We start from the raw sequence: 14166 nt of genomic DNA, 5'->3' as shown, positions 1-14166 counted from the left end.
GCGGACAAAGGCGTCGGCATGTTCTCCCTGCAAACCATCTTCGGCCAAGGCAACCAGTTCTACACCCTGCTCGAGGAGGCGGCGGTCGCCGCGCACGACAGCGCCATCGCGTTGCACGCGATGCTCAAGGAAGCCGATCGGCAGCCCGCGCTCGACGCCTTCAAGCTGGCGCGCATGCGCGAGCGCGAGGCCTCCGACAAGATCAGTCAGGCACTGGTCGACAGCTTCATCACCCCGATCGAGCGCGAGGACATCGAGGCGCTGGGGTCGGCGTTGTACAAGATTCCCAAGCAGATCGAGAAGTTCGCCGATCGCTACTCGCTGGCCACCCAGCATCTGGAGCACATCGACTTCGCGCCGCGCGCGGCGATGCTCGAACAGGCCTCGGCGGTGGTGGTGAAGATGGTCAAGACCCTGCGCAGCATGAAGCTCGAGCCGATGAAGGCGCTCAACGACGAGCTGCGCGCGCTGGAGAACGAGGCCGACCGGCTGATGCTCGAGCTCTACCGCGATATCTACTCGGGCAAGCTCGATCCGCTGCAGATGTTCCTGCTCAAGGAGTTCTTCGAGATCCTCGAGAAGGCCATCGACCGCTGCCGCGAGGCCGGGGTCGTGGCCTACGAGATCGTGCTCAAGAACTCCTGACGGGCTGCCGACCATGCTGACCCTCGTGCTGATCGTGGTCGCGACCGCGCTGGTGTTCGAATACATCAACGGGTTCCACGACACCGCCAACTCGATCGCGACGGTCGTCGCCACCAAGGTGCTCTCGCCGATGCAGGCGGTCGGGCTGGCGGCGTCGATGAATCTGATCGGCGCGCTGATGGGCACCGCAGTCGCCAAGACGATCTCCTCGGGCCTGATCAATGCCGGCGTGATCGATGTCGGCTCGCAGCTGATCCTGTGCGCGTTGCTTGGCGGCATCATCTGGAACCTGATCACCTGGTGGTGGGGCCTGCCGTCGTCGTCCTCGCATGCGCTGATCGGCGGCCTGATCGGCGCCGCGCTCGCCGCCGCGTCCAACAACTTCGACGTGGTGGTGTGGTCGGAACCGGCGACGCCGTTCTGGCAGAGCGCGGGCGTGCTGTGGAAAGTGGTCGTGCCGATGGTCAGTTCGCCGGTGTTGGGGTTCGCGGCCGGCTTTCTGATGATGGGCGTGCTGTTCTTCGTGATCTCGATGATGGCGCGCAGCGGCGGCGTGCTGGCGCGCATTGCACGGCCGCGCTGGGTCAATGCGTTCTTCGGCAAGAGCCAGATCGTCTCGGCCGCCGGCATGGGCTTCGCGCACGGCATGAACGACGCGCAGAAGACGATGGGCATCGTGGCACTGACCCTGGTCAGTGCGCAGAGTGTGGGCACGCTGGACAACCTGCCGGGCTGGCTGGCGTTCCTGCACCCGTCCGAGGCCGCGCTCAACAACGGCGACATCGACCTGTGGATCAAGATCTCCTGCGCGCTGGTCATGGCCGCGGGCACCGCCGCCGGCGGCTGGCGGATCATCAAGACGCTGGGCCACAAGCTGGTCAAGCTGCACCCGATCCACGGCTTCGCAGCCGAAACCAGCGCCGCGTCGGTGATCCTCGCGGCGTCCTCGCTGGGCATTCCGGTCTCGACCACCCACAACATCTCCTCGGCGATCATGGGCGTGGGCACCGCCAAGCGGCTGAATGCGATCAAGTGGTCGGTGGTCAACAAGATGATCTGGGCCTGGATCCTGACCATCCCGATGTCGGGTGGCATCGCCTACGGGCTGTTCCGGGTGTTCCACCACTTCGGCTGGGTGTGACGCCGGCCCGCCAAGCGAAGCGCGCACGGGCCGACCGGCCCGTATCGCCATCCCCGGCGCCGGGCGAGAGCCCGCACGCCCGCATCGTGGCTGCCATCCTTGCCGTGCCCGCCGGGCGGGTCGCCGGCTATGGCCATATCGCACGCCGCGCCGGATTGCCCGGCCGGGCACGGATGGTGGCGCGGGTGCTGCGCGACCACGACGGGCCGGCGCTGCCTTGGCACCGCATCGTCCGCAGCGATGGGCGCATTGCATTTCCCGACGGTTCGCCCGGCTTCGATGAGCAGGTGCGCCAGCTGCGCGCCGAAGGCGTGACGGTCGTGCGCGGGCGCGTGCGCATGCCGGTCGAGGACGGGCTCGATGCGGCGTTGTGGGGACCGGACGCGCGCGACTGACGGCGACGCAGTCGACACGGCACGCCGGTATCATGGGCGCGCATAACGAGGAGTGCCGATGTTTCCGAGGTTGCCGCAGGCCGTCAAAGTGATTCTGGCCATCAATGTCGTGGTGTTCCTGCTGCAACTGGTGATCGGGGGCCTGCTCGCGCCGTTCATGCTCTGGCCGCTGGGCGGTGCCGACGCCGGTGGGCTGGGCTTCCAGCCGTGGCAGCTGCTGTCCTATGGCTTCATGCACGACCCGCGCAATCTCGCGCATCTGGTGTTCAACATGCTGGCGCTGGTGATGTTCGGCTCCCAGCTCGAGTACACCTGGGGCACACGGCGCTTTGTGACCTACTACCTGGTGTGCGTGGTCGGCGCCGGGCTGTGCCAGCTCGCGGTGGTGACCTGGTCGCTGACGCAGGGGGCATTCCCGTATCCCACGCTCGGCGCGTCGGGCGGGGTGTTCGGTCTGTTGCTGGCCTACGGCATGCTGTTTCCGAACCAGCGGATCATGCTGTTGTTCCCGCCGATCCCGATGCGGGCGCGCACGCTGGTCATCGTCTACGGCCTGGTCGAGCTGGTGCTCGGCATCACCGGCACGCGGTCGGGCGTGGCGCACTTCGCGCACCTGGGCGGCATGTTGTTCGGCTGGCTGCTGATCCAGCACTGGCGCGGCCGTCCGCCGTTCAACCGCAGCCGGCGCCACGTGCGGAGGCTGTGAGCTGAGCGGCATTCCTGGCAATCGAGATTGAGGGTTCGTAGAAGCGGATTCCTTGACCGACAGCGCACTGTTGGGAAACGAAGAAGGCCGCACATCGTGCGGCCTTCTTTTTGGGGTCCTCTCAAGGGCGGAGCCGGGAGTTCCTCTTCGGATAGGCAGCAGCCTGTCAGCCGGTAGCCGCTCTCCCCTCGGTCAGGACATCCTGTCCTGACTCGGGCGCACGCCATCCATGGCGCGCTCGACGCGGCCACCGGCCGCCAGTCCGCTGCCGTGGACGTTTGCATCCTGTCTTCGAGTAGACCAAGGGTCACATGCTGAAGAAGTTGCGCACCCTCGGCCCCAGCGCGACGCGCGTTCCGGAGACGGGCGCGACTTCGGCGAGGCGTCTTCCTTCGTGCCTGGCCGGACGGGATGCTACGTCTCTTCTGGTGATCGCGCGCCGCTTCTACGAATCCCCAAAAGCGGCTTATCGCCAGATCCGGACCTGATCCTCGGCTTTGCGGTTGAGCGCGTCGCCGGCCTTGCACTGGAAGGTCTCGGCGAACGCCGGCAGGTTGGCGACCGGGCCGTTGGCACGCCACTGGCCGGGGGCCTGCGGACTGGTCGCGGCGTTGCGCGTCGCGGTATCGACCGCCGACTGCTGACGCCACAACTGCGCCCAGGCGTGGAAGAACGCTTCGCGCGACGGCTTGGCCAGCTCGGGCGAGGCCTGCTGCAGCGCATCCCAGGCCAGTTCGACGCCCGCCAGGTCGGCGGCATTCTCGTCACGGGTCAATGCCCCGTTGACGTTGACCCCGGTCAGGCCGGGATAGGGATAGCCGTTGTACTGGGTGACCAGGCGGTCGGTCGCCTGCATCCACGCCGCGTCGTCAGCCGGGGTCCACCAGCTGCGCAGGGCGTCGTTGCTGTCGACGGACTTGCCCTTGATGTCGACCGCGCGGCTCATTTCGTGGCCGACCAGCGCGCCGAAGGTGCCGTAGTGCGCGGCGCCGTCCTGGGCCATGTCCAGCACCGGCGCCTGCAGCACCGCGGCCGAGACGATGATCCGGTTCTGCGCCGGGTCGTAGGCCAGGGCCGGCGTCTGCGGCAACACATCCCAGCGGCGGGCGGCATTGGTCTGCCCGATGCGGCGCATTTCCTGGCCGTGGCGCCAGGTCGCGGCGATGAGCATGTTGCTGCCGAAGCTGCCGCGGCCCATCGGCTGGACGGTGTAGTCGATGTCCTGCACCGGGGCGCCGATCTCGATCCGCAGCTTCGCCAGCTTGGCGCGCGCTTCGGCCTTGGTCGGCTCGCTCATCCAGGTGCTGCGGTCGATGCCGCGGCCCAGCGCATCGCGCACTTGGCCTGCGATCGTTTCGGCGCGCGCGCGGGTGGCATCGGGCAGGTGGCGGCCGATGTACTCGCGCGAGACCATCGGGCCGGCGGCGCGGTTGATCGCCGCCAGCACCTGCTGCCGGCGCTCGGGCTGGGCGGCTTCGCCGCGCAGGATGCGGCCGTGGAAATCGAACTCGGCATCGCGGAAGCGCTTGGACAGGTACGGCGCCATCGCATTGCCGATATGGAAGCGCAGGTAGGCCTTCCACTGCTCGGGCTTGAGCGTATTGACCAGCGTGTCGAGCTGCTGGAACAGCGCGGCATCGGCCAGCGAGACCTGCTGCGCGGTCACGTGCTGAGCCTGGAGGAAATCCTCCAGTTGCAGGCGGCGATACTGCTTGCCCAGGCCGGCGACGTCGACCAGCGCGTACTGGGTGCGCGGATCGCGGATATCGGCCAGGGGCTTGGAGGCGGCGGCGATGCGGCGCTCGAGGTCGAGCACCAGCGCGGTGTCGGCTTCCAGCCGGTCCTCGGTGGTTCCGGTCAGCGCCAGGATGTTGCGCACGTACTGGGTGTACTGGGCGAACACCTCCTGGGTCTGGGCATCGCCGCGGCTGTAGTACGCCGGGTCGGGCAGGCCCAGGCCGCCCTGGACGAAGTAGGCGATGTTGCGGCTGAGGTCGGCCACATCGACCTCGGCACCGAAGTTGAAGAGCACCGGGATCCCGACCGAATGCAGCGCGGCGATCGACGGTGCGATGTCGCGGGTCCGGCGGATGCCGTCGATGCGCGCGATCAGCGGTGCGATCGGCTTGGCACCGTCGGCCTCGACCGCGGCCTCGTCCAGGCCGCTGGCCCAGAAGTCGCCCAGCAACTGTTGCACATTGTTCTGCGGGGCCTGCATCGCGGCATCGAGCAGGTCGTACTGCTGCTGTTGCGCCAGCGCCTGCAGTTCGCCGAGCGCCGAGCGCGTGCCTTGGCCGGCGACCAGGACGTTGGCGGCCAGCCAGTCCTTGTTGACGACGGCGTACAGGTCGCTGCAGGCAGTCACCGGCGGCGGGCCCTTGGGCGCGGCGGCGCGCCGGCGCTGGGCGTCGGCATCGGTGCTCAGGCCCACGAGCAGGGCGATCGACGCGGCAAGCAGCGCCGGGCGGGCGAGGGTGGCATGAATCGGCATTGCGGATTCCGTTCGGCGTGATGCGCGCAAGTCTAGCAAGCGCGCAAGTGCGCGACGTGCAGACGCATGCAGGGTGCGGTGCACCGGTCGGTGGACCCGCATCGCCGCGATGCCAGCGCCTGGAAACGACGAGGCCCGGCGTCGCCGCCGGGCCTCGCTGGTCAGCCGATCGGGGCTGGCCGGGGCGTTACCAGATCACCACCTGGCGCTCGCCGTCTCGCACCATCGGGTCGCCCGGCTTGCACTGGAAGGCGGCTGCGAACGCCGGCAGGTTGGACGGTGCGCCGATCGCGCGGAACGACGACAGCGCATGCTCGTCGGTCGCCAGCCGCTGGGTCAGCTGCTCGGGCGTGAAGTTGCGGCGCCACACCGTCGCCCAGCTCAGGAAGAAGCGCTGGTCGCGGGTCATGCCATCGGTCATCGGGTCGGGCGTGCCGGCGGTGGCCTTCTTCATCGCGTCATAGGCCGTCGCCAGGCCGCCCAGGTCGGCGATGTTCTCGCCCAGCGTGTGGTTGCCATTGAGCGCGCGGCCATCCGGCAGGCGGTAGTCGTTGAACTGCTGGACGAGCTTGCCGGTCCGCGCCTTGAAGCCGGCGAAGTCTTCCGGCGTCCACCAGTCCTCCATGTTGCCGGTCGGCCCGAAGCGTGCGCCCTGGTCGTCGTAGCCGTGCGTCATTTCGTGGCCGATCACCGCGCCGATACCGCCGTAGTTCATCTCGTCGGTGGCTTCGGGATCGAAGAACGGCGGCTGCAGGATCGCGGCCGGGAACGTCAGCTGGTTGGCCAGCGGGTTGTAGGAGGCGTTGACCGTCTGGGGGCGCATGCCCCACTCGGACTTGTCGACCGGCTTGCCGATCTTGCCCAGATCCCACTTGTAGTTGAACTCGGTCGCCGCCAGCACGTTGCCCAGGTAGCTGTCGCGCGAGGTCGTCAGGCCGCTCCAGTCGCGCCACTTGTCGGGGTAGCCCACGCGCGGCTCGAACGTCTCCCACTTGGCCAGCGCCTTGCGCTTGGTCTCCGGGCTCATCCACTCCAGGTTCTCGATGCGCTGCTTGAGCGCGTCGCTGAGGTTGGCGATCAAGGCTTCCATCTTGGCCTTGGATTCGGGCGGGAACGCGACCTGCACGTACAGCTGGCCCATTGCGTGGCCGATCTCGTTGTCGACCGTGCCGAGCACGCGCTTCCAGCGCGGCTCGATTTCCTTCTGGCCGCCGAGCGTGCGGTCGTAGAACGCGAAGTGCTGCTGCACGAAGGCGTCCGACAGGTACGGCGAGGCGCCGTCGACGAGGTGGAAGCGCAGGTACGCTTTCCACTGCTCGACCGGCACGTCGACCAGCATCTTGTCGACTTCCTGGTGGAACTCGGGCACCGACAGCGACAGCGTCTGCGGCACCGCGATGCCCTGCGATTCGAAGAACGTCGTCCACGGGAAGTTCGGCGTGAGCTTGTCGGCCTCGGCCACGGTGATCGGGTTGTAATACAGCCCGACATCGCGCGAGAACGCCTCCCGGGACTTGGAGACCTTGGCGATGCGGGTCTCGAACGCCATCACGTCCTTGGCCTGCGCCTGGGCCTGCTCGGCCGGCACACCCGACAGCTCGAGCACCTTGGCGATGTGGGCGACATAGGCCTCGCGGATGCCGGCCTTGTCGGCGGCGCTGTAATAGGTGGTGTCGGGCAGGCCCAGGCCGCCCTGGCCGGTCGCAGCGATGTTGACCGAGGAATCCTTGAAGTCCGGCATCGCGCCGATGCCCCACAGGAACCCCTGGCCCTTGGCCGCGCTGGTGCGCAGCCATTGCGCGATCGACGCGCTGTCGGTCAGGCCATCGATCGCGGCCAGTTCGCCCTGCAGCGGCGCCAGCCCCTGGGCCTCGATCGCGGCCTCGTCCATGCCGGTCGCCCAGAAATCGCCGACGAGCTTCTCGATGCCGGTCGCGTCGGTGTGTTCGGCCGCCTGCTGCGCGAGCTGGTGCTGGACCGCGGTCGAGCGCTCGTCGAGCATTTCGAACGCGCCCCACGAGCTGCGGTCGCCGGGGATCGGGTTGGCCGCCAGCCACTTGCCGTTGACGTAGCCGCCGAAGTCGGCGCAGGCGTTCTTGGTGGTGTCCAGGTCGTCGATCAGGAAACGGTTGTAGGGCGGCAGCGCGGCCTCGTCGAGGTGGAACGTCGGCGCCTGGGCCGTCTGCGGTGCGTCGGCGGCGGGGGCCGCGGCGTCCTGGCCGCCCGAGCAGGCGGACAGCGCGAGCACGACGGCGCCGGTCAGCAGCAGGCGCTTGGGAACGATGGCAATCAAGACAGTCTCCGGGAGAGCGGCGCCGGACGGCGCCCTGTGAGCGCGCACTCTACGCCTGCCCCCGGGTGCCCGGGGGTGTCGAAGGTCATGCGGCAATCGCCAGATTCCGCACGGTCAACGAGGCCGATCGTTGCCCGTGCCGGACATGGGGAGGCTGTCAGTGCGAGTCGGCAGGCGGGGGCGTGGGGGCGTTCAACGACCGCCCCTCGCGCCGAGGCCGGGTGAACGGCACCGGCTTGGGCCCTGGTGCGTCGGTGTTCTTGATCAGCAGCGGGATGCCGGCGCGGGTGTCGTTGCTCGCGGTTTCCAGGTCGAAGCGTTCGGCGTCGAGACGGCGCACCTGGGCGGCGATCGCATCGGCTTCGTCGTCGTCGACACCGAGTGCGCGCAGCGCGGCGGCGCCGAACAGTACCGCCGATTCGAAGGTCTCGCGCACCTGCACGTCGACGCCGGCATTGACCAGCTTCAGCGCATGCTCGCGGTCGTAGGCGCGCACCAGCAACCGGGCTTGGGGAAAGTCGTGGGTGACCAGCTCGACAATGCGGTCGGCGGCATCGCGATCGTCGACACAGACCGCGATCGCGCGGGCACTGTGCGCGCCCGAAGCGTGCAGCACGTCGAGCCGGGTGCCGTCGCCGTAGTAGACCTTGAAGCCGAAGTCGGCGGCGCTCTGGATCATTTCGATATCGGTGTCGATGATCGTCACGTCGACATCCCGGGCCAGCAGCGACTGGCTCATGACCTGGCCGAAGCGGCCGAAGCCGATGATCAGCACGCTGCCGGTCTGGTCGGCGACGGCCTCCACGCCATCGAGCGACGGGCGATCGCGCCGGGAGGTCCAGCGCCCGGTCGCCAGCACGACCAGTGGGGTGAGGGCCATCGACAGCACGACCACGGCGGTCAGCGTGGCGTTGACCCGGGCCTGGATCAGGCCGCTCGCGGCCGCGGCGGCGAACAGCACGAACGCGAACTCGCCGCCCTGGGCCATCAGTACCGCGCGTTCGAGCGCTTCGCGATGGCCGCTGCGGGTGACGCGTGCGACGACGTAGATGCACAGCGCCTTGGTCACCATCAGCGCCAGCACCGCCGAGACGATCAGCGGCCAGTCCTCGACCACCACCGCCACGTCCAGCGCCATGCCCACGCCGAGGAAGAACAGGCCGAGCAGCAGGCCGCGGAACGGCTCGATGTCGGCCTCGATCTGGTGCCGGAACGCAGATTCGGACAGCAGCACGCCGGCCAGGAACGCGCCCATCGCCATCGACAGCCCGCCCAACTGCATCAGCAAGGCCGCGCCGAGCACCACCAGCAGCGCGGCGGCGGTCATCACTTCGCGCGCGCGGGCGGCGGCAAGGATCCGGAACAGCGGATTGAGCAGGTAGATGCCCGCCACGACCAGTGCGGCCAGCGAACCGATGCCGATCGCGATCGCCATCCAGCGCGACGGCGCGTCGGCCGCGGCCTCCGGCGTCGGCGACAGGAACGCGATCGAGGCCAGCAGCGGCACGATCAGCAGGTCTTCGAACAGCAGTACCGAGACGATCTTGCGGCCGTGCGGCAACGCGATCTCACCGCGCTCCGACAGCAGTTGCATGACCACTGCGGTCGAGGTCATCACAAAGCCGGCAGCGCCGACGAAGGCCACCGGCCAGGGGAAGCCGAAGGCGTAGGCCACCAGGGTCAAGGCCGTGGTCGCGAGCAGGATCTGCAAGGCGCCCAGTCCGAAGATCTGCCGGCGCAGTGCCCACAGATGCGAGGGCCGCATTTCCAGGCCGATCACGAACAGGAACATCACCACGCCCAGTTCGGCCACATGCAGGATCGCCTGGGGATCGGAGAACCAGCCCAGGCCGAACGGGCCGATCGCCAGGCCCGCGGCGAGATAGCCGAGTACCGAGCCCAGCCGGAAGCGGCGAAACAGCGGGACTGCGACCACCGCCGCGCCCAGCAACGCGACCAGTTGCACCAACTGGCCGGTGGTGTCGTGGGCGTCGGCGGCCATCGGTCAGCGCCTCGGGGCCATGGCCGAGAGCAACAAAAAGCCCCCGGCCAGTCCCAGTTGCTGCAGGAACTGCAGCATCTGGCCGGTGCGGGCCGAGGCGCGCACCGCCCAGAACGGATGCGAGAGCACGGCATCGATGAGCACCAGCGCCACCGCCGCCAGCGCGGTCCAGCGCAGCTGCCAGCCGGCGACGATCAGCACGCCCACCAGCAACTGCGCCAGGCTGAAGGCCAGCGTCGTGTCGGAGGTCGGCACGCCGCGCAGCGCCGCCCACAGGCGCAGCGCGCCGGCGACGACGAAGACCGCGGCCAGCAGCCAGCGACCGAGCGTGACCGCGCCGCCCTGGGCGCCGGAACCAGAAGCCATCGGGAACTCCGTGAACGGAAACCCGACGGAGCGTGCCATATGCGCCGCACAACGCACAGACCCGACCGGTGGCGATGGCGTCGCGGGCTGCGGTGCCCTAGAATGGGCGGGTCCTGCAGCGCGGTCGCCCACCCAAGGTCCTTGGACCCGGTCACGATCCTGGTATGCCGTCGGCGCGTCGCGCCGTTTTCGGTCCTTATCCCGCACGTCTTTCGTCGCGCAGACACGGTGCCCGGGCGTTCCCGGTGCCGTCACATCGGATCTCGCAGCGCGGTTTACGGATAGCTCCGGGGTCCATCGCCATCGTCACGGCCATCGGCTGTTGCCCGCACGCGCGGGCCGCCGGGACGTGGACTGGCCCACAGGAGTCCTTGCATGACCACGTTCGAAACCCTCGGGCTGTCGCCCGCGCTGCTGCGCGCGCTGACCGAAACCGGTTACACCACCCCCACCCCGATCCAGGCCGAAGCCATCCCGCTGGTGCTGGGCGGCCACGACGTGCTGGGCGGGGCCCAGACCGGCACCGGCAAGACCGCCGCGTTCGGTCTGCCGCTGCTGCAGCGCCTGGCCAAGGAGACCCCGCCCAAGGGGCCGCGCAAGCCGCGCGCGCTGATCCTGGTGCCGACCCGCGAGCTCGCGGTGCAGGTGTCCGACAATCTCAAGGCCTATGGCCGCCACCTGCGCATGAACGTCACGACGATCTTCGGCGGCGCGGGCATGCAGCCGCAGATCGACAACCTGCGCCGTGGCGTCGACATCCTTGTCGCCTGCCCGGGGCGGCTGCTCGACCATATGGATTCGGGCCACGCCAAGCTCGACGCGGTCGAGCTGCTGGTGCTCGACGAAGCCGACCGCATGCTCGACATGGGCTTTTTGCCGCAGATGAAGCGCATCCTGGGCCGGGTGCCCAAGGCGCGCCAGACACTGCTGTTCTCGGCCACGTTCGAGCCGCGGATCAAGGCGCTGGCGCTGGAGTTCATGCGCGATCCCAAGCAGGTGCAGGTTGCGGCCAACAGCACGATCGCCGACACCATCGCCCACCGCGCCCACCCGGTCGACAACAGCCGCAAGCGCGATCTGCTGGTCGATCTGCTGTCCAAGCGCCACACCGACCAGGTGCTGGTGTTCGGCAAGACCAAGCACGGCTGCAACCGTCTGGCCGAGCAGTTGGCCGAGTCCGGCCTGCCGTCGGTCGCGATCCATGGCAACAAGAGCCAGGCGCAGCGGCAGAAGGCGCTCGACGCGTTCAAGTCCGGCCGCGCCCGCATCCTGGTCGCGACCGACGTTGCCGCGCGCGGGCTCGATATCCCGAACCTGCCGCTGGTGATCAACCACGATCTGCCGATGGTTGCCGAGGATTACGTGCACCGCATTGGCCGCACCGGCCGCAACGGCGCGTCGGGCGAGGCACTGTCGCTGGTGTCGCCGGAGGAGGGCGGTCTGCTGCGCCAGATCCAGCGCATGCTCAAGGCCGAGATCGACATGAGTGCGGTCGAGGGGTATGAGCCGAGCCAGCCGGTCCGGCTGGATACGCCGATCCCGAAGAACGGCGGCGGTCAGCGTCGTCAGCCGGCCGGCGGTCGTCCGGGCGCGCGCATGGGCGAGCAGAAGCCCGGTGGTCAGCGTCCGCCGCGCAAGCCGGCCGCACGCGGCCACGGCAAGCCGCAGGAACGCGGCGCGCATGCGCACGCCGGTCCCAGGCCGCATCGCCAGGGCGCCGGCAGGCCGCAGGGCGCCCGCCAAGACACCCGCGCCTGAGCCATCGGCGCGCGGTATCCAACCCCGCTTCCGCTTGCCGGAAGCGGGGTTTTTCTTGTGGGGCTCTTCGTCGGTCGGGTTGAATCTTGCGTCTGCCCGCTCGCACCGTGCGTTCGTCTTCGGGGAGTGCACCGCGCGGGCGGGGCTTGCGTCCGGCTCCGCGAAACCAAAACCGGGGTCAGAGTGCAATTTCGCCTTGCGAAATTGCACTCTGACCCCGGTTTACGAGGCGACGGCGGGCCTGATGGCTGACGGGGTGCGGGAGGCTTGAGCGCCCAAAGGCGCGTGCCTCAGCTGTTCTTGCGCTTGCCCTTGCGCGGGGGCGATGGCTTCTTTGCCGCAGCGCGCCGCGGCGTTGCGGCCGGGCCACTGTGCGCGGCGATGAAGTCGCGGACCTGCGGGTAGACCTGGTTGCGCCAGCGGCGGCCGCTGAAGATGCCGTAGTGGCCGGCGCCCTCGACGGTGAGGTGGGCGCGGTCGGCCTCGGCGATGCCGGTGCACAGCGTGTGCGCCGCGCGTGTCTGGCCTTCGCCGGAGATGTCGTCGAGCTCGCCTTCGATCGTCAACAGCGCAGTGCCGGCGATCCGCGACGGATCGACCGGCTCGCCGGCCACGACCCAGCGTCCGCGCGGCAGCAGGTGCTGCTGGAACACCACGCGGATCGTGTCGAGGTAGTACTCGGCCGGCATGTCGAGCACGGCGTTGTACTCGTCGTAGAAGCGGCGGTGCGCCTGCGCGTCCTCGAGGTCGCCCTTGATCAGGTTCTCGTAGAACGCGCGGTGCGATTCGAGATGCCGCTCGGGATTCATCGCCATGAAACCCATGTGCTGCAGGAAGCCGGGATAGACCAGGCGCCCCCGTCCCGGATAGTTCATCGGCACCGGGTGGATGACGTTGTGCTGGAACCACGACAGCGGCTTTTCGGTCGCCAGGTTGTTGACCGCGGTCGGCGACTGCCGGGTGTCGATCGGTCCGCCCATCATCACCAGCGAACGCGGCGTCGGCTCGCCGCGTGCGGCCATCAGCGACACCGCCGCGAGCACCGGCACAGTGGGCTGGCAGACGCTGATCACGTGCAGATCCTCGGCGCCGATATGACGGATGAAGGTCTCGATGTAGGCGACGTAGTCGTCGAGCGAGAATCCGCCCGACTCGGTGGGCACCATCCGCGCGTCCACCCAGTCGGTGATGTAGACCTTGTGGTCGCGCAACAGCGTGCGCACCGTGTCGCGCAACAACGTGGCGTGGTGGCCCGACAGTGGCGCGACCACGAGCACCCGCGGCTGGGCGCGGATCACCTCCAGGTGCGCCGGATCGTCGGTGTAGCGCTTGAAGCGCAGCAGCTTGCAGAACGGCAGTTCCAGCGCGTCGAGCTGCACGACTGGATAGGTGCGATCGTTGTGATCGACCGAATGGATGTCGAAGTCAGGCTTCTCGTAGTCCTTGCCGATCCGGTAAAGCAGTTCGTTGGCCGCGGCGACCTGGTCGGCGCCCGCCAGCTGCGACAGCCAGGTGCCGCCGGGCGCATAGGCGCGCGCGGTGGCGTCGGCCAGCAGCGTCCATGGCTTCATCCACGCGCGGCCGAGTTCGTGCATTTGGTAGAACAGCATGGCGGGTATCCGGAGAACTGGTTGTGCGTCGCAACATATTCTAGGCTGCATGAACCCGTCCTGCGGGATTGCAGCCGGATTCAGCCGGTCATCGGCGCCAGTTCGAGTGCCGTGGCGGCGTCGGCCAGGGCCGGCGAGAGCCAGCAGTGCGAGCCCAGCGGGCGGAAGCCGACGCCGGCAAACCGCGTGCGGTAGAAGCGGGCCGGACGCTGCCGGAAGCCGTCATCGTCGCCCTCGGCGCCGTCCTCGCGGGCGAAGGTCTCCAGGAACGCGACGCCACCGCATAGCGCGGCCAGACCGGGCAGGCCACGATCGAGCTCGCGCGTGTCCAGGTAGTGCATGACGTCGCTGCACACCAGCAGATCGACCGGGGGGCAGGGTCGCAGCATCGCGAAATCGCCGAACCGCGCCAGGTGTAGGTTGCGCGTGCGTCCGTGCCGACCGACCGCGTAGGTGCTGGCATCGAAGCCCAGGTACTGGGCCTTGGGGCGCAGCTTGCGCAGCGGTGCGCGCCAGGCGCCTTCGCCGCAGCCGATGTCGAGCACGCTGCGCAACGGCCGTTCGAGATGGTATTCGGCGGTCGCGACTGCGAGCGCGACCTTGCGCGCCAGGCGCGCCGGCCCGCCGATGTCGCCGGCGCGGTACCAGCGGTCGAAGTAGGCACGGTCGTATTGCTTGGCCATCAAAGTGCCGGCGCGAAAGGGGCGGTCATTCTAAGCGGCAGCGCCGCGCACGACCCGATGCGGTCGACATGCGATC

General features: G+C 68.8%; 11 protein-coding genes. 5 read left to right on the top strand and 6 right to left on the bottom strand.

The features are described from left to right. Positions 1-18 precede the first annotated feature (18 nt). The 4 genes from FHW73_RS07755 to FHW73_RS07740 all read left to right on the top strand — a co-directional run bounded on the left by FHW73_RS07755 (position 19) and on the right by FHW73_RS07740 (position 2887). Complete coding sequence (locus FHW73_RS07755) at positions 19-645, top strand: DUF47 family protein (RefSeq protein ID WP_183426139.1); 627 nt, start codon at positions 19-21, stop codon at positions 643-645. Positions 646-658: 13 nt separating this feature from the next. Continuing rightward, positions 659-1786, top strand: a complete 1128-nt coding sequence (locus FHW73_RS07750) for an inorganic phosphate transporter (protein WP_183426138.1) — start codon at positions 659-661, stop codon at positions 1784-1786. An 83-nt stretch (positions 1787-1869) separates the two neighbouring features. After that, entirely contained in the window at positions 1870-2181 is a 312-nt protein-coding gene (locus FHW73_RS07745; protein WP_345776166.1) for an MGMT family protein, read from the top strand. 58 nt (positions 2182-2239) lie between these two features. Beyond that, positions 2240-2887, top strand: a complete 648-nt coding sequence (locus FHW73_RS07740) for a rhomboid family intramembrane serine protease (RefSeq protein WP_183426137.1) — start codon at positions 2240-2242, stop codon at positions 2885-2887. A 466-nt stretch (positions 2888-3353) separates the two neighbouring features. On the opposite strand, the gene FHW73_RS07735 is transcribed toward FHW73_RS07740, so the two are convergent. The 4 genes from FHW73_RS07735 to FHW73_RS07720 all read right to left on the bottom strand — a co-directional run bounded on the left by FHW73_RS07735 (position 3354) and on the right by FHW73_RS07720 (position 10039). Further along, complete coding sequence (locus tag FHW73_RS07735) at positions 3354-5378, bottom strand: M13 family metallopeptidase (RefSeq protein WP_183426136.1); 2025 nt, start codon at positions 5376-5378, stop codon at positions 3354-3356. Positions 5379-5565: 187 nt separating this feature from the next. Then, positions 5566-7668 (bottom strand): M13-type metalloendopeptidase, encoded by a 2103-nt coding sequence (locus tag FHW73_RS07730; RefSeq protein ID WP_183426271.1) that lies wholly within the window; start codon positions 7666-7668, stop codon positions 5566-5568. Between the two features lie 160 nt (positions 7669-7828). Next, positions 7829-9673 (bottom strand): monovalent cation:proton antiporter-2 (CPA2) family protein, encoded by a 1845-nt coding sequence (locus tag FHW73_RS07725; protein WP_183426135.1) that lies wholly within the window; start codon positions 9671-9673, stop codon positions 7829-7831. Between the two features lie 3 nt (positions 9674-9676). After that, positions 9677-10039: a DoxX family protein gene (locus FHW73_RS07720; protein ID WP_183426134.1), complete on the bottom strand. Its 363-nt coding sequence runs from the start codon at positions 10037-10039 to the stop codon at positions 9677-9679. A 375-nt stretch (positions 10040-10414) separates the two neighbouring features. Here FHW73_RS07720 and FHW73_RS07715 point away from each other — a divergent pair, with 375 nt between their 5' ends. Next, positions 10415-11797: a DEAD/DEAH box helicase gene (locus tag FHW73_RS07715; RefSeq protein WP_183426133.1), complete on the top strand. Its 1383-nt coding sequence runs from the start codon at positions 10415-10417 to the stop codon at positions 11795-11797. Between the two features lie 290 nt (positions 11798-12087). Here the strand turns inward: FHW73_RS07715 and phaZ are convergent, their stop codons facing one another. Both phaZ and FHW73_RS07705 read right to left on the bottom strand, forming a co-directional pair. Continuing rightward, complete coding sequence (gene phaZ / locus FHW73_RS07710) at positions 12088-13407, bottom strand: polyhydroxyalkanoate depolymerase (RefSeq protein ID WP_183426132.1); 1320 nt, start codon at positions 13405-13407, stop codon at positions 12088-12090. Positions 13408-13487: 80 nt separating this feature from the next. Next, positions 13488-14090 (bottom strand): class I SAM-dependent methyltransferase, encoded by a 603-nt coding sequence (locus FHW73_RS07705; protein ID WP_183426131.1) that lies wholly within the window; start codon positions 14088-14090, stop codon positions 13488-13490. Between the last annotated feature and the right edge of the window lie 76 nt (positions 14091-14166).

The sequence above is a fragment of the Luteimonas sp. RC10 genome, from assembly GCF_014192745.1.
In the GTDB taxonomy this organism is placed as follows: Bacteria; Pseudomonadota; Gammaproteobacteria; order Xanthomonadales; family Xanthomonadaceae; genus Luteimonas.
The sequence above is the reverse complement of the archived record's forward strand: the minus strand, read 5'-3'. Positions and strand labels throughout refer to the sequence as shown.